The organism is Pedobacter sp. (assembly GCF_965279535.1).
In the GTDB taxonomy this organism is placed as follows: Bacteria; Bacteroidota; Bacteroidia; order Sphingobacteriales; family Sphingobacteriaceae; genus Pedobacter.
Genome location: NZ_OZ257244.1, coordinates 3,728,321 through 3,747,163, shown reverse-complemented (window position 1 = coordinate 3,747,163; position 18,843 = coordinate 3,728,321). Strand labels below are relative to the sequence as shown.

At 40.0% G+C, this 18,843-nt stretch carries 13 protein-coding genes; 9 read left to right on the top strand and 4 right to left on the bottom strand.

The annotated features are described in order from the left end of the window. On the top strand, positions 1 to 7,326 hold the full coding sequence (locus tag ACQY77_RS15285) for a LamG-like jellyroll fold domain-containing protein (protein ID WP_421941295.1): 7,326 nt from the start codon (positions 1 to 3) through the stop codon (positions 7,324 to 7,326). Between the two features lie 74 nt (positions 7,327 to 7,400). On the opposite strand, the gene ACQY77_RS15280 is transcribed toward ACQY77_RS15285, so the two are convergent. Next, entirely contained in the window at positions 7,401 to 8,906 is a 1,506-nt protein-coding gene (locus ACQY77_RS15280; protein WP_421941296.1) for a M60 family metallopeptidase, read from the bottom strand. A 209-nt stretch (positions 8,907 to 9,115) separates the two neighbouring features. Between ACQY77_RS15280 and ACQY77_RS15275 the strand changes: the two genes are divergently transcribed. After that, positions 9,116 to 9,286, top strand: a complete 171-nt coding sequence (locus ACQY77_RS15275; protein WP_421941297.1) for a quinol oxidase subunit 4 — start codon at positions 9,116 to 9,118, stop codon at positions 9,284 to 9,286. Positions 9,287 to 9,335: 49 nt separating this feature from the next. Here the strand turns inward: ACQY77_RS15275 and ACQY77_RS15270 are convergent, their stop codons facing one another. Continuing rightward, complete coding sequence (locus ACQY77_RS15270; RefSeq protein ID WP_421941298.1) at positions 9,336 to 9,848, bottom strand: hypothetical protein; 513 nt, start codon at positions 9,846 to 9,848, stop codon at positions 9,336 to 9,338. A gap of 30 nt (positions 9,849 to 9,878) precedes the next feature. Then, positions 9,879 to 10,670 (bottom strand): DUF4382 domain-containing protein, encoded by a 792-nt coding sequence (locus ACQY77_RS15265; RefSeq protein WP_421941299.1) that lies wholly within the window; start codon positions 10,668 to 10,670, stop codon positions 9,879 to 9,881. Between the two features lie 191 nt (positions 10,671 to 10,861). On the opposite strand from ACQY77_RS15265, the gene ACQY77_RS15260 reads away from it, so the two are divergent. The 7 genes from ACQY77_RS15260 to ACQY77_RS15230 all read left to right on the top strand — a co-directional run bounded on the left by ACQY77_RS15260 (position 10,862) and on the right by ACQY77_RS15230 (position 16,976). After that, positions 10,862 to 11,146, top strand: coding sequence for a hypothetical protein (locus tag ACQY77_RS15260; protein ID WP_421941300.1), 285 nt, complete (start codon positions 10,862 to 10,864; stop codon positions 11,144 to 11,146). An 11-nt stretch (positions 11,147 to 11,157) separates the two neighbouring features. Next, the gene (locus tag ACQY77_RS15255; RefSeq protein WP_421941301.1) at positions 11,158 to 12,009 is read left to right on the top strand and encodes a hypothetical protein; all 852 of its coding nucleotides are present in this window, start codon (positions 11,158 to 11,160) and stop codon (positions 12,007 to 12,009) included. 3 nt (positions 12,010 to 12,012) lie between these two features. After that, positions 12,013 to 12,687 (top strand): response regulator transcription factor, encoded by a 675-nt coding sequence (locus ACQY77_RS15250; RefSeq protein ID WP_421941302.1) that lies wholly within the window; start codon positions 12,013 to 12,015, stop codon positions 12,685 to 12,687. Positions 12,688 to 13,311: 624 nt separating this feature from the next. Further along, positions 13,312 to 14,004 carry a sensor histidine kinase gene (locus tag ACQY77_RS15245; RefSeq protein WP_421941303.1) on the top strand — a complete coding sequence of 231 codons (693 nt, stop codon included), beginning with the start codon at positions 13,312 to 13,314 and terminating at the stop codon, positions 14,002 to 14,004. An 84-nt stretch (positions 14,005 to 14,088) separates the two neighbouring features. Beyond that, positions 14,089 to 15,273, top strand: coding sequence for a glycosyltransferase family 87 protein (locus ACQY77_RS15240; RefSeq protein ID WP_421941304.1), 1,185 nt, complete (start codon positions 14,089 to 14,091; stop codon positions 15,271 to 15,273). Next, complete coding sequence (locus tag ACQY77_RS15235; RefSeq protein WP_421941305.1) at positions 15,270 to 16,202, top strand: glycosyltransferase family 2 protein; 933 nt, start codon at positions 15,270 to 15,272, stop codon at positions 16,200 to 16,202. The genes ACQY77_RS15240 and ACQY77_RS15235 overlap by 4 nt, the downstream gene beginning before the upstream one ends. Next, positions 16,203 to 16,976: a polysaccharide deacetylase family protein gene (locus ACQY77_RS15230; RefSeq protein WP_421941306.1), complete on the top strand. Its 774-nt coding sequence runs from the start codon at positions 16,203 to 16,205 to the stop codon at positions 16,974 to 16,976. It begins immediately after the preceding gene. A 42-nt stretch (positions 16,977 to 17,018) separates the two neighbouring features. On the opposite strand, the gene ACQY77_RS15225 is transcribed toward ACQY77_RS15230, so the two are convergent. Further along, complete coding sequence (locus ACQY77_RS15225) at positions 17,019 to 18,785, bottom strand: S8 family peptidase (RefSeq protein WP_421942375.1); 1,767 nt, start codon at positions 18,783 to 18,785, stop codon at positions 17,019 to 17,021. Positions 18,786 to 18,843: the final 58 nt, after the last annotated feature.

Sequence of the window (18,843 nt, the reverse complement as noted above, 5' to 3'; positions counted from 1 at the left end):
ATGAAGAAAACTTTACTTTCCCTGATCGGATTGTGCATCCCCATTTTTCTTTTTGCACAAAATCCTGAACCTAAAGATCGGGACTACCGGATCTTACAAATGAACAGAAAGTTCAAGCCCGACAAAGGCTTTCGGGCTGATGATCAGTTGAGCAAGCGCGACAGCCGAAACCCCAACCGGGTTAAGTATCAAAAAGGCAATTATTTTCTGATCCAGTTTAACGAGTTACCCGGTGCAGCAGTTAAAGCACAGCTACAATCACTGGGTGTTAAACTCCTAGACTACGTTCCTTACTATGCCTATTACGCCCATTTGAAGCAAGAGATCAATTCTGATGAATTCGCAGCGCTCAACATCCGTACAGTTATGCCAGTAGAGGAAAGCTTCAAATTCGCAGAAAGTATTTATAAGAACAACATTCCAAGGCATGCCCTTAAAGGACAAAACATTGAACTGGAAATTACCTTCTTTGAAGGTGCAGATTTACAGGCAGCAGAAAAATTAATTAACAGAACAGCAACAATTAAAGCCAAATTAAACTCAAAAAACTGGGTCATTTCCATTCCGCTTAATCAAGTAAAATCTCTCGCTGCAATTAAAGAAATTAAGTTTATTGCACCGCTTAGCGATACTCCAAAACCAGAAAAAGACCCACAGGGAGAAGCATCCGGAGGTGATGTATTCAGCAATAACATGGGACGCGCCAATTTCTTAAACAGCGGTCACAACGGGCTTAATTACAATGGCGAAGGGGTTAATACTCAGGTACGTGAAGGTGATTTTTTTTACGATATCGACTTTCAGGGCAGGGTGCTTTCTGGTTCTGTTAGTAACCCTCCAGGCGGCCATGCATTTGGTGTAGCCAAGTATTTAGGGAATGCCGGAAACCTTGACCAGAGAGATCGTTCGAACGCCTGGGGAGCAAACCTTTTTGCATTGGGTAATACAAATTTTGCGCAGGTTTACGATGACCCCAATAAGAAAATCCGCATTACCAATATGTCTTACGGCTGGGGACCCGATGCAGGATACAATGCCACCTCCGCCGAACATGATAACTTTATTCGGACTAAACCAGAAGCCATGTTGGTGTATTCTTCTGGCAATGATGGCAGCGTTGCTCCTATAGGGGGAAAATACAATGGTTTAGTCGGCTGGGGTAACTTAACTGGTAAAGCCAAACATGCTAAAAACTTAATTACCGTAAGTGGTACTGATGATGATGACCTCTATATGGAATGGACTTGTAAAGGCCCGGCATACGATGGCAGGATTAAACCCGAACTCACCATAGAGGGAACCGGTGGAACCTCACACGCTGCACCAAAAGTTTCAGGAATTCTGGCCATACTAAATCAGGCTTATAAAACAGAAACTGCATCTGCTACTGCTCCTTCAGCGTTAATTAAGGCAATTGTAATGAATACAGCCGATGACATCTACAATAAAGGAATCGATTTTAAAACCGGTTTCGGCCGACCAAATGTTAGAAGAGCTTATAACGTAATTAAAGAAAGTCAATTTAGCTCCGGGCAGATTGCCAATGGTGCATCAAACAATTTATCCATAGCGGTGCCTGCAAATACAGCACAGGTTAAGATTATGCTCTACTGGCATGATTACGAAGCGACAGAGAACGCCGCTCAGGCATTGGTAAACGATTTGGATTTAACAGTCACCGACCCATCAAATAACCTGATTTTACCCTGGGGACTGGATACAGCTGCCAATGCAGTAAGTTTAAATGCCTTACCTACCCGAAAAGCAGACCACATTAACAATGCTGAACAAATTACCATAGATAATCCCGCAGCAGGAAACTACAACATTAACATTAATGGCTATCTTATTCCACAGGGGCCTCAACAGTATTACATTACGTATGAATTTGTAAAGGATGAGATTCTAATGGCCTACCCGCTGGGTGGCGAATCAATGACGCCCGGTACACAGGAATATCTCCGTTGGGATGCTTATGGTACACCAGGCACTTACAACCTGGATTACTCTATCGATAACGGAGCAAGTTGGAATGTTATCGCTGCCAATGTAGCCGCCAATGTTAAACAATACAAATGGACAGTACCCAATCTGGCATCCAAAATACAGATCAGAATTAAACGGGGCACACAAGAGAAAATCATCACTGATGTAAATATACTGGATGTACCAAAGGGACTTAAAGTAAATTGGATTACCAATACCTCCTTCCAGTTAATATGGAACAAGCAAGCAAATGCAACTCAATATGAAATCTTTAAGTTAGGTCAAAAATACATGACCACTTTAACCACTACTGCAGATACTTCTATTGTAATTGCGGATGTAAATCCAAATCAAAAACAATGGTATGCAATACGGGCCCTGGCAGCTAACGGGCTAAAAGGACTAAGAAGTACAGCCATACTTAAAGATAGTGTGCTATTTAATAATGCACCTGTAAAAACGGGTACAGCTTTTAATGTCCGTAAAACAACTGCATTGCTCACGGCCACAGTAAATGCTTTTGGCAGTACTTTGGATAGTGTTGCATTTGAGTATGGTCCAACAACTGCCTATGGGGCACAAACAACCCTGGCCAACACCTTTACCGGCACTAATTTTGTCGATGTGCAACAGCAGATTTCAATCAACATGAATCCAGGTGAAATCTGGCATTACCGTATCAAGGGCAAATTAAACGGACAACAATTTTTTGGTGAAGACCATAAGTTTTACCCGGCGCCGGGTCAGGCTGTAGCATTCGATGGTTTTGGAAATGGTATTCTCACGCTTGGCAGCAATACAGCTATAGATGGCAATAAACCCAAAACCATAGAGGTGTGGGCAAAAGCCAAAGCTTTTAATGATGGCGCTATATTTACGTCAGGCGCTGCACCAGGAACATCATTAGGAGAGTTTACGTTGCGCACAACCACTACCGAAAATCTTTGGAGAGCAACTTTTTGGAACAACAATAAAGACTTTACCTTACCCAATAGTAAAGATGAATGGCACCATTACGCCCTCGTATTTGATGGTAGCAATGTTAGTTTCTATTATGATGGTGAGCTCAAGCTTGCTCCCTCTCCAGTTGCGCTAAGTACCTTAAATGGCACTATCAAGTTGGGCGTTTGGAACAGTGGTTCTGGTAATAAATATTTTAATGGTGAAGTTGATGAAGTAAAAGTCTGGAATAAAGCCTTAACCATTGCAGAAATCCAGCAAGGCTTCCATCATCCTGCAAACGGAAATGAGAATGGCTTAATTTATTATTTCAACTTTGACAACACTGAGCCTGAAGTATACGATGTAGTGAGTAAAAAAGCATTACCACAAACCATCATTGCATCGAGGCCAATAGCAGACTTTCCACTTGGAATCGGGACTTCCGATACTAAAACCGAGGCATTGGGTAATATAACTTACGGAAATGGGGTTGATATAACGGCCTTTTACAACAGTACTACACCTGTGCCTGCCGGATTTTCCAAAGTTACTTTCAGCTCAACCACCTTTAATGGTATTGCTGCTTCTGCGACCAAGCTGGGAACTGATTATTGGGTGGGAAATAGATTTGGGAGCAACACCAATCTGGACATGAACCTGACCTTTAAAACTTCTGCTGACCTAAGCCATAACGACTTCCTCAACCCAGGAAAAATCCTGGTATTTACCCGACTTCCCTATGGCAGTGGTAAATGGCAATATACCACTACGGCCAATGCGGTTGATTCTGTTAACAACACCATTACAGTAAATAATTTAAAAGCGTATGGGCAGTATCTTTTTGTAAAAGACACACAGGCCTTCTTATACAGTAACATAGATGCACTTTCATTGAATGATGTTCGGGTAGGTGTAACCACCAAAGCAGCAAGCTTTACATTATCAGGTGCTAACCTACCAGCTATAAACATTAAAATCACAGCCCCTTCAGGGTACCTGATTTCGTTAAACGACACCACCTATGTGGGCTCAACTTCAGCGCTTTACATCAGTCCGGTTAACGGTGAACTGAAAAATCAAAAAGTATTTGTTAAATTTTCACCAACACAGGGAATGATTTATTCAGGCAATATCGAGATACGACTTGGCACACAGCTACTTTCTAGCGTAGCGGTTAAACAAGGAGGGATCCAGCCGGAAAACAATGCCGGAAACTCAATGGCTTTCGATGGTTCAGGCGATTACTTAGAAGTCCTGGATTTAAACTGGAAACCAACTGTGTTTACCGTCGAATGGTGGCACAAGGCTAAAACCTTTAAAAATTACAACCAATCTATCGGTAACGGATGGGGATCCTTCCTGGTGCACGCTTCATCAGATGGGGCGCTTAATATTGGTGTTGCCAATAATACAGCATCCAGAATGATTATCCCAAATGCCTTTACTGATGTGAATACCTGGCACCACTATGCGTATACCTTTAACAATGGTGTAGCAAAAGTTTACAGAGACGGTAAGCTCATGGCTTCTAAAACAACATCTTCATTGCCGTCTAACTGGCAAACTTTTAAAATCGGAGGATCCGACGGAAATAGTATTGATGGAGAAATTGATGAGTTTAGAATGTGGACGACCGAGAAAAGCCAACAGCAGATCAGAGAAAATATGCACCTCACCGCTACAGGTGCTGAGGCCGATTTGAAGCTTTATCTTCAATTCCAAAATGCAGCCAATACTGTAGTAGATGTCTCTAACAATAGCTATAAAGTTGCTTTATTTGGGAATACAGTCAGAGACACCTCATTCGTACCTGTAGCAAAAGGCATCAGTGAAACTAAACAGATTACCGCAGCGGGCTTAACAGATTATAACCAGGTGGGTGTAGCCTTACAGTTTTCAGGTACGGGTACACATCCGGACGGAGAGGTAGTAATCAGTAAATTACATGCTCTTCCTATCGAAAATATAAACCCACCTGTGATGGATAGTACTTATTACGTCATTAATAATTACGGCAATAACGCCAGCTTTACAGGCCTTACCGGTTTAACATTTAAAAATCTAAATATATCCGGTGCAGGTGTGTATCGCTTAAGCAACAGGCTCTTTAATGCTGTGGGTGCCACCTGGATACCTAAAGCCGCGAGTGTAGATTCTACAAATCAGGTAACTTTTAATTTTGACACTTATAACACACTTGGCACATTCGGACAATTTGCTGTTAATAAAACACCGGGATATGAACCAGCAGAAAAACTGGCCGGGAAAGCCATGAGCTTTGATGAAACAGGTGATCATTTAGAAATCCAGGATCTTAATTGGAAACCTACAGTATTTACCATTGAATGGTGGCATAAGCCAAAATCTTATAAAAGTTATAACCAAAGTATCGGAAATGGCTGGGGTTCTTTCCTGGTGCACGCTGATGGGTCAGGAAATTTAAATATTGGGGTAGCCAATAATTTAGCATCACGCATAGTAGTACCCAATGCTTTTAACCAAACCAATGTCTGGCATCACTTTGCTTACACGTTTAACAACGGATCGGCTAAAGTATATATGGATGGCAAGTTGGTGGGTAGCAAAGCTGCCTCTTCAATGCCACCAACCTGGGCTACTTTTAAAATTGGTGAAGCAGGAAACAACTCTATCAATGGCGAAATTGATGAATTCAGAATGTGGTCTACCGAACGTACCCAGCAGCAGATCAGAGAGCACCAGCACTTAACCCTTCAGGGGAATGAAACAGGTTTGAAGTTTTATCTGCAAGGACAAGGTACCCTTCAATCGACCAATCTGATAGATGTATCTTCGAACCATTACAATGTAAAAGTAGTTGGAACAATCGATCGGCCTGCCTCTGCCGCACCAGTGGCCGAAGGAAGTAGTCAAACGTTAACCATAACTGCTGCCGGGAGGTATGATTTTGACCAGGAAGGCTTAGCACTCAATTTCGCCAGTTCTGCCAGCTATCCTCAGGGAGATGTGGTGGTAAGTAAGTTAAACAGTAATCCATACAATGCACCTGCAGGAGTTACCAATAATGGGAATGCTTATTGGATAGTTAGAAATTATGATTTCGCTGATGTTAATGCCTTAACCACTGCTGAAAGAACAGGTTCAAATGATCCAAATGTAAACCTTAAATTATTTAAACGCGATACTTTTACAACAGGCACCTGGAGCGCTGGCATTTCAGGTACTCAACAACAAAACGGATTGGCTTTTCCTGCTTCAGGCGATATATTAAGCAGTCACCTGTTATTTGGACAAACACAAAACCTTGCACCAAACCTTACATTTACTTCTCCCGCAAATAATACCAATTACAAAACTGTCGATTCTGTAAAAATTACCGGAACAGCAACCGATACTGATGGAAGTATCATCCAGTTAGCGCTGTTTAATGGCGGCACCAAAATAGCCGACCTTACAAGCGGTAGTTTCCAATACAACCTGGGTACTTTGCCATTGGGTAATCATCAGTTAATTATTTCAGCAACAGATAATAGTGGTTTAGTTGGAGCAGATACCCTGAACATAACTGTAAGTGAAAATCAGGCTCCCCAGGTTGCCATTAGTCAACCTGTTCATGAATCCGTTTTTGACACCTCACAATCCATTACCTTACAAGCAAATACCGCTGATGCAGACGGATACATTAAGACGATTGAATTTTACGATGGTGAAACTAAAATAGGGCAACAAAATGAATCTGTATCCGGAGGATCGGTTTGGAACGGAGCTGGTGTAGGGGAACACTTTATTACCGCACGTGTAGTAGACAACAATGGTTTACAAACCATTTCCAACCCAATACGTATTGTTATTGTGGCGGCCAATCAAGCACCTACTGTTTCGATTACGGCACCAGGCAATGGCTCCCTGGTTCATCCGAACAAAAGGGTTTCGCTCACTGCAACTGCAACAGACGCCGATGGAACAATCAAAATGATTGAGTTTTATGAAGGTCCGAGACGTTTGGTTACGCTAACCCAGCCGCCCTACACATTTACCTGGACACCTTTTGATGAGGGAATTTATACCATAACGGCTAAAGCTACAGACAACAAAGATTTGATGAGCAGCTCTAATCCAATCACCATCAATGTAGCGAAGAAGAAAGATGCCATCAGGGTTGGCAATCTCATTACACCTAATGGTGATGGTCAGAATGATAAGTGGGTAATTGAGGGCATATCTAATTTCCCTAACCATCAGGTTACCATCTTCGGTATAACCGGACGGGTACTCTTTCAAACCAGTAGTTACAATAACGAATCTAACTTCTGGAGCGGACTTTATAATGGCAACCCGCTACCCATCGGAACATATTTCTATAGGATTGTCCTCAATCAAAAAGATAAATACACTGGTTTTATCACGATATTGAGATAGATTATTTTACAAATCAAAAGCCCCGAAAAAATCGGGGCTTTTGATTTACTAGTATAAAATAATATGGTGGTCACTTAATTCATAGCCGGAAAATTAAAAGGCATCCATCCTGGAAATATCTCCAATTCTTTAGCCACACTATCAGAAACAGGGATTCCCCATTTAACAAAGAAGGGTGCAATATTTCTTTTCGCAGATTGAGAAAAGGTCTTCACAAAGAAATCAATCTTTTGCTGGTCCTTAGCCCTGCCATCTTTAAAAGGAAGTTGATGATAAGCCCTGAAAAATGTTTTAAAAGTTTCCCATCCGAAGCCTTCCTGAAGCTGACGGAAGGTAGTCAGACCAATCCAGGGATCTTTTTTCCATTTCTCGTACGATGGCCCTTCCGCAAAATAAGTTTTCAACATTTTCTGTGTATTGGCATTAGAAATTGCGGTATGGCTGTTATCCCTTCCACCTACCAGTCTATCGAACATGTATAGCGAAAAGAGGTTATTACTTACCTCAGTTGTACCGCCAAATACCCAATCCATATTTTGCATATTGTGCCCAATCTCATGAAAAAAGCCCCAGTTTGCACCACCACCACTGGGCTTCATTAACAGTTCAGGATTGGCAATCACATCTGCTGAAATCATTTTTCTGCTTGGCGAATGATGCACCATCATCGGATAACCACTGTGCATAAAACCACCTCCAATATGTTCATCCACAACAAATCGTTGTGCCCGGTAAAAAGGCAGTGGAATCTGCGCCAAATCCATTTCTCCAGCTATAATCAGATCCCACAATTTCATGGTATGTTCCGGATCAGTAACCTTTTGAAGTACACTATCCATAACCGTGATAATCACATTATTGGTAGCTAATTCTCCCCAGGGCGCTTTATTTTCATCCAGTTGTTTCTTCCAGTCTGCTGCTGAGGTAACACCCAAAATAAATCTGGGTGAGGCGATAACATGCTTAATCTTAAAAGTAGCTTCCCAGTTTTCGCTACGCGGAGGATATCCAATATAGATTAATCCGCCAAAAGGAGAAGCAAGCTTAACTGTTCCATTTTTCAATTCTTCTCTTTTTACCACCAATGGCATACGGCGCCAATCTTCTTTCCCTGCCACCCATTGATCTAAACGATCGCTGTGTGATCCAATCTGTACAATCAAATCCTTTGTGTCTATACCTTTTGGAACCGTAACTTCAATATATTCGCCAGCAACAGCGTAGAGTCCTGTACTGTATAAATTATTACTCCATTGACCTGAATAATCTAATTTAGAGACAACAGGTACTAATGCATCACTGATTTTCTGGTGCGTTATCTTGACTTCACGATCGATAAACTTATAACCAGACTTAACCTTACCGGGAAAGTTATCCGCTGATGGATGTGCCTTTACCAATTTGTAATCCTTTTCTTTTAGTGCCTGATTACTCCATTTGCTAATGGCTGACCTAAAGATAGTGTCTTGCTTAGATAAGGTTTCACCAGGGGAGATCATTACACTTGCAGGATCTTTAGTTTGTGCGCCTGCCTCGATAGTAAATAACGCAGCCAGCGCTATTCCGAATACTGTTTTCATGATTGGGTTTAATTTTGAGTGTTTGGTTGTTATCAATCCGATTAGGGTTGACTTACTTAAAAGTAGTCCACAACGAAAGCAAAAACAAACTTAAAAACAGCGCAAACGATTGACTATTTTTATTGTTACCCAAGCGATTAATCTCCAAAAAGCTATTCTGCCATCAGATATTTATTTGGCACAGTTATAGTACAATCCAATTAAAAATTATGAAACAGATATACTTTATCCTGGCATTATCAGCAATGCTTTTAACCAGTGCATGTTATACCACCAGAACGGCTGGTAACAGCGGAAAAGTTCCTCCCGGGCAAGCGAAAAAAGGGACAGGTTCGAAATCAGCGAAACCCTTTGCTCCGGGGCAGCAAAGAAAGAATTAAATAAAAAACCCTCCAATTTGGAGGGTTTCTTTTTTGATAACACAAACAACTAATGTTTTCCTTTGCCATTACCCTGGCCATGTCCTTTGCCATTCCCTTTGTTAATGTACTGTACCTTAACAGGCTTAGCTTTTTGATAGGAAACTGACTTCCCATTTCCATTGCCAGCTACATATTTTTTGCTTTTGCTCTTCGCAATTACCGATTGGCCATGGTTGCCTTTAAACTTAGCATACTTTACCTTATGTGTAGTAAAATAACGATAGGGCTCGGGCGAATTAATCACCACTTTATAGCCGCTATACAAATCATACCCCCTATAACGAGGTGGCAGTGAGGTGGTAAAAACCCAACCTCCTGTACCCATATAAATGAACTGTTTTTTGGGCACATAGTAATAGCTCTCAATATCGGGTAAATAGTAATAATCTACGTAATCGTACCCAACAGGGCCCCATTGGGGTTGCGAACCTATATTTACATTTACGCTTACCTGTGCCTGGGATTGGAAAGAAACGCTGGTACCCAATGCGAGTAATAACAGCAAAACTAACTTTTTCATGTGTTTATCTTTAGATGTGAATTTCAGGGTTTATTGTTTTAAAGTGATTGTACCCAAGGCTGTATTCTGCCCAAGGGCAACATTTACAGCAGTGATTGTACTGTCTTTATAGCCCACAACTGGTACAAATTTTACAGAATAAGTACCTGAAGCCAAACCACCAACAGTAAATTTACCTGTTAATGGATCAGCTACAGTACCAACCGTATCTGTTCCGGCGATAACCAATACTTCAGGATGACTTGCCAAAGGTAAAACTGTACCCGAAATCAACCCTGTAGTTGCTGCTGTTACACCGCGTACAACAGGTTTTAATAAATATTTTCCATTCCCAGTACTTACAATAGATTTAGCAGCATCAAAGTCTAAAAGAAGTGTATATGCTGCGCCCTCCACTAAATTAGGATTAGCCGTTAATTTTACTTTCCAGCCTGATGTTTGTGCACTAGGAGTTTTAAGATCCTGCTGAACGCCATTTACAACAATGGTATTGCCGGTTTCGTTAAGCACCAATCTGATTTCTGTGATTTCTCCTGAAGGCATCTCGCCTGAAGCAACTAAAATATCCGGGTTGCTGGTTCCGATTCTGAAGTCCAGGATATCAAATATTCCGGTACTTGCTGCAAAAACATAAGGTTTATCTCCGGAAACCAGCACAATTTCTTTAACACTTAAGTTAATCTTATCAAAGTTTCCTGGAGCATCAGTCATTTTAATCTGAACTTTAGTCGTTCCCTGACTGGATTCATTTTTCTTACATCCGTTAAAAGTCATTAGTCCCACTAATACGGCTATAATAGTACAGGCAAATTTTGTTTTCATAATTGTAGATTTTATTTAAAGTTTTATACCCAAAGTTGAAGGCCGAAGATGAAACCAACATGAAATTTTAAATTTATTTTTTTCATCTTATTTTCATGTTGGCAACCTACTTTTGAATATAGCGCCATTGTTATGGTGGTTTTAGGTAAAAGTTTACCTCCTTATGGGGTAAACTTTTTTATATTTATAAAATGATGCGAATTGCAGTTATTTTTTGCCTGATATTATCTGGCGCAATAAGCGCCTGGCCACAGGATGCTGTTTTAACCATGCCTAATCTGCCTCATCAGGAAGAACAGGAAATCAAAGTACAGGATAAGAAAAAAAAGGAAAAACAATCCGACCAGAAAAAACCAGAGCAAATTCAAATCAAAGAAGTGCCGAAAGCTAAACGACAACTTAAGCCAATGGCGGTAAAACCCAATGTTAAAGTAAAAACAATAAAGGTGATTAAACCAAAGATTAAAAGACCTTAAAGGATCAACCTATGAACATCCGTCTCTTAATTTTTTGCTTATTTTTGGTAATCGCTAAAGCAAATGCCCAGCAAGATTCTACAAAAGCTACGCTAACGCTTGCAGCCATGTACAACAGTAACATCAGTTACTACGGCCAGGTAACTGCTGAGAAATATCCTTATGTACTATTCAATGCAACCTTGAGATTTCACAATGGTTTATATTTTTCGGGGGGCGGCTACAAACTTTTAAATTATGGTTCAGCGATTTCAGAAACTGATTTAGGGATTGGCTACGATCATGATTTTAATGATAAATTTACCGCCGGCTTAGCCTACACCCATTCCTTTTTTCCTGCAAACTCACCTTTACTGCAGGCATCCAACAGTAATAATATTAATGCATCAGGTGCTTATCAATGGCCATGGTTAAAAACAGACCTCAGTCTCGACTTTGCTTTTGGAAAACAGCGTGACCTCTTTCTCAGTTTAAGTAATTCAAAAGAAATAGAACTGGGAAGCATATTTAATGAAAATAATCTCCTCTCAATAACACCGGCAATAGAAATTACAGCAGGTACTACGCGCTTTTATGAAACATATATTATTGAGAAAAGTAAAAGACAAAATTCAAATGGGAATGGGAATGGCAAAAGTGGATCTGCCCCCGGAATCATTAATGGCAACACCACCGAAACCATAGAAAACTCAACCAATCAATTCCAATTACTGGCATACAACTTTAAATTACCACTAAATTGGAGCACAGGGAACTTTCTGGCAGAGGCCAGCTATCAGTTTTCCATACTCGGAAACAGAAACCAGGAGGATGTTAAACATCAGCAGTCTTTTTTTGGTTTAGCTGTTTACTATCAGTTTTAACAGATGAAGGTATTAATCATAGAAGATGAAAAGACACTTGCCTTTGAGATGGAAAAATTTCTCAGGAAGGCATTTTACTTATGTGATCTTTCCCATAGTTATAAACAAGGAGTTGAAAAGCTGGAGATGAACCAGTATGATTATGTGTTGATTGATTTGAATTTACCAGATGGAGATGGTTTTGATCTGCTAACTAAAGCCAAAAAAAGCAATCCCGATGCGGCGTACATTATTCTCACCGCCAGAGGTAAGCTCGAAGACAGGGTAGCCGGTTTGGATATGGGGGCAGATGATTATTTAGCCAAGCCCTTTTTCCTACCCGAACTCCACTCCCGTATGCAAGCCATTGCCCGGCGAAAATTTAAGGTTACAGAAGAACTCATTCCCCTGGGTAACTTCAGCATTGACCTCCAAAAACGTTTTGTATTTTTTGGCGAAGAACAGATTGAACTTTCAAGAAAAGAATTTGATTTGTTAAGTTATCTTTTACTGCATAAAAACAGGGTGCTCACGAGAATTCAGTTAAGTGAACACATTTGGGGAAACTTTGTTGATGATGATTATGATTCTAATTACATTGATGCACATATTAAAAACATCAGAAAAAAACTAAATATTTATGCGCCTACCGAATGGCTCGAAACCGTAAGGGGCGTTGGCTATAGAATTAAAAAGTAATTGAAATTAACTACTAAACTTACTTTATTTATTACCGGATCTAAACTTGCAATTGTAGGTCTGTTCATCCTGTTACTTCCTTTTTTAATTGCGCAAATTGCATCTAATTACACCAATTTCTCTCTTAGGAACCAACAGAAAAAGGTTATCCAGAACATTAACAGTAAGGGAATTGACACTTATCTGGAAGGCGAGGAGAGCTATGGAAGCTATACCATGCTTAAAGATGAATACATTGCACTCGAAACAGCAGCTCCAAACCTTCGGTTAGATACCATACGCGATACCAGGAGAATTGTAGACCAGGATACCCTCGCTTACCGTGTGCTCAGCTTTACCTTCACCAAGAATAAAAAAAACTACCTTTTAGAAATTGGAAAAACAACAGCAAGTATTAACCTTTACAATGACGCCCTGCAGCGATTTGCGTTATATGTCCTCATTATACTTATTGCGCTAAGCATTATCATTGATTTAGTATTCACGCGCCAGTTAATTAAACCACTCGGCCGGATTATTAAATTGAGGCTGGCAAATACCAGGTTCCCTTTCAAGAAGAAACAGGTTTACATCAAAACCAGTACCCAGGATTTTAAATATCTCGATCATTCGCTCATATCATTAATGGATCAGATTAATGAAGCTTTTGAGAAAGAGCGAGAATTTACAGCCAATGCTTCGCATGAGTTTATGACGCCCATCAGTATTTTACAAAATAAGATGGAAAATTTACTCACCGAAGAATCAGCATCCGAAACAGTTCAGGAGCACATTGTTGATATGATGAAAACGCTTGAAAGACTAAAGAAAATTTCGCGATCGCTCCTTCTGATTTCCAGAATTGAAAACGAACAGTTTTCCAAACACGAACAAGTTGTGCCTGAAAAGCTCTTTGATGAAATTGTTGAGGAAATAGGCCACAGACTCGAAGAAAAAAACATCCGTATTGATGTTGACCTGAAACACCATAAAACACTGGACCGCATGAACCACGATCTGCTTTTCCAGCTTTTCTACAACCTCATTAACAATGCTATCAAGTTCAATAAAGAAAATGGTTACATACAAATCACCGACAGCATAGAAGGAAATCTTTATTTAATTGCTGTTACGGATAGTGGGCAAGGTATTAAAGCTGAGGAAATTCCACAAATTTTCGATCGCTTTAAAAAAACCGGACATGCTGAAAATGCGGGTTATGGACTCGGGCTTGCCATTGTTAAGAGCATTGGCAGCTATCTAAAACTAACGATTAAAGTTTCATCAACTGAACAGGAAGGCACTAGTTTTGTAATCGGTTTTAATAACAATATCTAAAGACTGGCATCTCAAATCCAGATTATATTGCCTGCAGCCACCGATTCAGTAGGCAGAAAATCCTTATATTGTGGCAAAATCACAATGACCCTAGTAAACAAACCAAATTTTCAAAAAGCTATCGCTTTTCTGCTAAGAAAAGAATGTATCATTGTTCTTTATGTTTTACTGGCCATTATAGCTGCTGGAAAACAATACCTGCACCATAGCTTTAACAATTACCTCATTTATAAATATGTTTTCTGGCATACCTTAGATGCTGAAAACCTTTACAACCAGTACCCGGAATACCTGGATAGTAACCATTACGGCCCGGTTTTCTCTCTATTCGTAGCACCTTTCGCACTGCTTCCCGATGGTTTGGGAACCCTGTTGTGGAATCTTGCTAATGTTGCTATTTTCCTATGGGGAGTTTATAGCTTGCCTGTCTCACCAAACAAGAGAACAATAATCGCCTGGATTTGTGCACATGAAGCTTTAACAGCCTTATTTAGCTTCCAGTTCAATATTGCGTTAACAGGACTTATTATCCTTAGCTTCTCCTATGCGGTGAAAAAGAAAGAAGTTCAATCTGCATTTTTTATTGCCTTAGGTACATTGATCAAATTATACGGTATAGTAGGCCTTGCCTTTTTCTTCTTTACCCGGAATAAATTCAAATTTATTATTGGCGGAATTGCAGCCTTTCTGGTGTTGTTTGCTTTGCCAATGGCCATTTCATCCCCTGCCTTCATTGTACAAAGCTATAGCGACTGGTACCAGTCATTGGCACATAAAAACTCCTTAAATGCATCTTTAACCTCCTTTCAAGACATCTCATTAATGGGCATGGTGCGTAGAATCTCAGGAGATGTAACCATTCCTAACGGGCCGTTTTTACTTGCCGGGCTTCTGTTATTTGCCTTACCTTATATCCGTATCAGGCAATATAAAAATTTAGGATTTCAACTTATGCTGCTGGCCTCAACCCTAATTTTTACAGTTATTTTCAGCAGCGGTTCCGAATCGCCAACATATATTATTGCCTTTGCAGGGGTAGCCATATGGTTTATTGTTCAACCCAATCCAAAATCAGCATGGATAATAGCATTGTTTGTTTTTGCTTTTTTGCTGACCAGTTTATCACCTACCGATATCTTTCCACGTACCCTGAAAGAATTTATTCGGCTAAATTCGCTTAAAGCACTGCCATGTGTGCTCATTTGGCTAACTTTGATTTATCAAATGCTCAAAGAAGATTTTGGAACTTACCAGATTACCGATAAATGAACAAATTAGTCTCCATAGTTATTCCTGCCTATAATGAGGCCGATAATATTTTTGTAATCGCAGAAAGCATTAAGGGCGTATTTGCTACTCTTAACTATAACTACGAACTGATTTTAGTAGATGATGGCAGTGCAGACCATACACTCGAAAAAATAAAGGCATATGCAGCAACAGCTGATAATATCTTTTTCCTGGAGTTTTCTAAAAACTTTGGGCACCAGCTGGCAGTAAAAGCCGGTATGGACCACGCCTATGGCGATTGTGTAATCTCTATGGATTGTGATATGCAACACCCTCCGGAACTGATTCCGCAAATGCTTGAAAAATGGGAAGCAGGCTACGAGGTGGTATATACCATCAGAGAAGATGACAAGAACCTCTCCAAAGGAAAAAGAAGTTCCTCCAGTTTGTTTTACAAACTGCTAAACTGGCTCTCAGACATTGAACTGGAATCTGGGGCAGCTGATTTCAGGCTACTCGATCAGAAAGTAATTAACGTATTTCGCAACTTTCAGGAAAACGAACCTTTCTTACGGGGATTGGTAAAATGGTTAGGTTTTAAACAGTATGCCATTAAATATAATCCTGCTGCACGGTTTTCTGGTAAAAGCAAATACACCATTAAAAAGATGTTCAGACTGGCATTGCATGGGGTGACTTCATTTAGCATCAAACCACTTTACTCTGCAGTATATCTGGGCTTTATCCTTTCTTTTGCTTCAGTACTGTACGTCCCTTATGTATTATACGCCTTTTTAAATCATGTAGAAGTTTCTGGTTGGGCCTCCGTGATCATGACCATTGTCTTTTTTGGAGGTTTGCAATTGATTATTCTCGGCATCATTGGTATCTATGTAGGCAAAATGTTCATGCAGAGCAAAAACCGTCCAAATTACATTATCCGTTCAACCAATATTCAAGGTAAATAAATGGTATTACTGAGTTTTGATATAGAAGAGTTTGATATGCCATTTGAATACGGCAAAGAGATAACGTTTGAAGATCAGATTGCGATTTCCCGCGCAGGCACCATCGCTATCCTTGATCTCTTAGACCAATACCAGGTTAAAGCTACCTTTTTCTGTACTGTTACTTTTGCCGAAAACATCGCTGATTTAATTAAAAGGATCATCGAAAGCGGGCATGAACTGGCTTCGCATGGCTATTACCATTCGGATTTTAAACCAGAACACCTGCTACAATCAAAGCTTAAACTTCAGGAATTATCCGGAGTAGAAATTATAGGTTACCGCATGGCGAGAATGATGCCTGTAGATGAAAAAGAAGTTCAGAAAGCGGGATATATTTACAATACCTCGATTAACCCTACTTATTTACCCGGTAGATATAATAACTTTAACATTTCCAGAACCTTCTTCAAAAAGGATCAGGTATTACAAATCCCTGCATCAGTAAGTCCGCTGATTAGGTTTCCTTTGTTTTGGTTATCCTTTCATAATTTACCACTCAGTATTTACAAATTTTTGGCCAGCTGGACTTACAAAAAAGACAGGTACCTGAACATTTACTTTCACCCCTGGGAATTCACCGATCTGGATGATGTTGAACGTTTTGGTTTCCCGGGATACGTTCGAAAAAATACAGGAATAAAAATGATTAAACGTATGGAACAATTAATCGCCTGGATGAAAGCTAAAGGCTATCCCTTTGGTACTTTTCAGGAGTTCATTCGCAACATTTAAACCTGTTAATTCAGAACTGAAAACGGCCAACTGAGCACTGTATTATTTATAACTTTCAGCAAGCTTTAATGCCTGATATGCATTTACTACACCTCCGCTAACGCAGATATCAGAAAAAAGCACCTTTACAGTTTCATCCTTTTCGTTCTTATATTTGATTTTGTGGTTCACTTTACTTACCGATTTCATTATAATTTCGCGTACCTGGTCCGGCTTCAAATGAGGATAATAACTTAAAATCAAAGCCGATAATCCAGCCACAACCGGCGATGCCATACTGGTGCCATCAAGTTCTTCGTATTTACCTTCAGGAACAGTGGAGTTGATCAGGAAACCCGGGGCAAAGACATCTACATTATACTTGCCATAATTTGAGAAGTCGGCCTTTAAGTTATCATCGTCTTTGTATGCGCTTGCGCCTACTTCTATCCAGTTACTGGCATGCGGCAGACTATACTTGGCAGAATCTAATGGAGCAGGTTTAATGATTGAATTTCGCTCCAGTGGTGGCCGCATACCCATTCCATTTTGGTTAATCGGGCGTGGAGGTGTAAAATCTGGCTTAAAAGGTTTTTTATGGGCTTCTTTGTACGCTTCTGCCTCCTTACTATCAAAATATTTGTTCGGAAAGTTCTCTTCAATATCGTTGTTCTGATTGTCGTTACCAGCTGCATGTACCAAAAGTACGCCTTTGCTTTCCGCATACTTTATGGCTTCATCCACCACCTTTTTATCCCATTTATAGGCTTTTCCAAAGCTCATATTTACCACCTTAGCACCATTATCAACAGCATATCTGATGCCATTGGCCACGTCCTTATCTCGTTCATCTCCTGTTGGAACTACCCTGATGGCCATAATTTCTACATTATTGGCCACTCCTGATATGCCCAAAGAATTGTTTCTGTTTGCGCCAATAATACCGGCAACATGCGTACCGTGCATTGCATCCGGTCCTTTAACATCATTATTACCATAATTTCTCTGGTTAGCATTGGCGTAGTCATCGCCAACCAGCTCTGCTCTCGGATCGTATTTAGGATTCAGGTTATATTTCAGCATCGCATCATACTGATCATATCCATCCTTAATGCTTTTATAAAACTTCTCTATGGTTCCTTCTTCTTTTGTACCTTTCTTGATGATGGTTTTTACATATTCCTCATCTTCATTATCCGGAACATATTTGTCAATATCCTCTAAGCTTGCTACGGGTTTGTTATTAATCTTCGCCACAGAGTCCATTACCTTTTTAATGGCAATCAATACAGGAAAGGTCTTACTGGCATCTTCATATTTTTTACCAAAATCGCCAACCATTTTTTTATATAGCCTGTATTCCTCTTTCTGTGCACTATCTAAAGGAGTTAAATTGGTTGTAGATTGATATTTAGGCGTATAAATCCTGAGCAATCTTACCAATTCTAAATTATCAAACTGTAAATTTCCTTTTTTCGAACCGATAAAATTCCAGCCGTGTACATCATCTATGTAGCCATTTCCATCGTCATCTATGCCATTGCCCGGAATCTCTTTCTTATTGGTCCACAGCACATCTTTTAAATCTTCATGCTGAATGTCTACGCCGCCATCAATTACTGCAACAATAATCTTTTCCTTAGGCTTTTTATCCTTTAAAATCTCCCGGTAAGCTTTTTCAGTGCTTATTCCAAAATAGCCGCTTTCTACCAGATCCAGATTAAACCAATTGGCCGGGAGCTGCACTTTTTTACTTTGCCCAAAAACAAGGGTTTGGAAGCCCAGTAAAAACACCAGAAGTATTATCTTTTTTAAATCCTTATTCCACATAACATCATGTACGTATAAATACAATAATACGGTTTTATTGCCTCTGGGCTGAAAAATT

Coding starts and splice junctions, on each gene's coding strand:
- ACQY77_RS15230 (WP_421941306.1), top strand. CDS start 16,203: ATGGTATTACTGAGTTTTGATATAGAAGAGTTTGATATGCCATTTGAA.
- ACQY77_RS15225 (WP_421942375.1), bottom strand. CDS start 18,785: ATGTGGAATAAGGATTTAAAAAAGATAATACTTCTGGTGTTTTTACTG.
- ACQY77_RS15235 (WP_421941305.1), top strand. CDS start 15,270: ATGAACAAATTAGTCTCCATAGTTATTCCTGCCTATAATGAGGCCGAT.
- ACQY77_RS15250 (WP_421941302.1), top strand. CDS start 12,013: ATGAAGGTATTAATCATAGAAGATGAAAAGACACTTGCCTTTGAGATG.
- ACQY77_RS15265 (WP_421941299.1), bottom strand. CDS start 10,670: ATGAAAACAAAATTTGCCTGTACTATTATAGCCGTATTAGTGGGACTA.
- ACQY77_RS15255 (WP_421941301.1), top strand. CDS start 11,158: ATGAACATCCGTCTCTTAATTTTTTGCTTATTTTTGGTAATCGCTAAA.
- ACQY77_RS15285 (WP_421941295.1), top strand. CDS start 1: ATGAAGAAAACTTTACTTTCCCTGATCGGATTGTGCATCCCCATTTTT.
- ACQY77_RS15280 (WP_421941296.1), bottom strand. CDS start 8,906: ATGAAAACAGTATTCGGAATAGCGCTGGCTGCGTTATTTACTATCGAG.
- ACQY77_RS15270 (WP_421941298.1), bottom strand. CDS start 9,848: ATGAAAAAGTTAGTTTTGCTGTTATTACTCGCATTGGGTACCAGCGTT.
- ACQY77_RS15260 (WP_421941300.1), top strand. CDS start 10,862: ATGATGCGAATTGCAGTTATTTTTTGCCTGATATTATCTGGCGCAATA.
- ACQY77_RS15240 (WP_421941304.1), top strand. CDS start 14,089: ATGACCCTAGTAAACAAACCAAATTTTCAAAAAGCTATCGCTTTTCTG.
- ACQY77_RS15275 (WP_421941297.1), top strand. CDS start 9,116: ATGAAACAGATATACTTTATCCTGGCATTATCAGCAATGCTTTTAACC.
- ACQY77_RS15245 (WP_421941303.1), top strand. CDS start 13,312: ATGGATCAGATTAATGAAGCTTTTGAGAAAGAGCGAGAATTTACAGCC.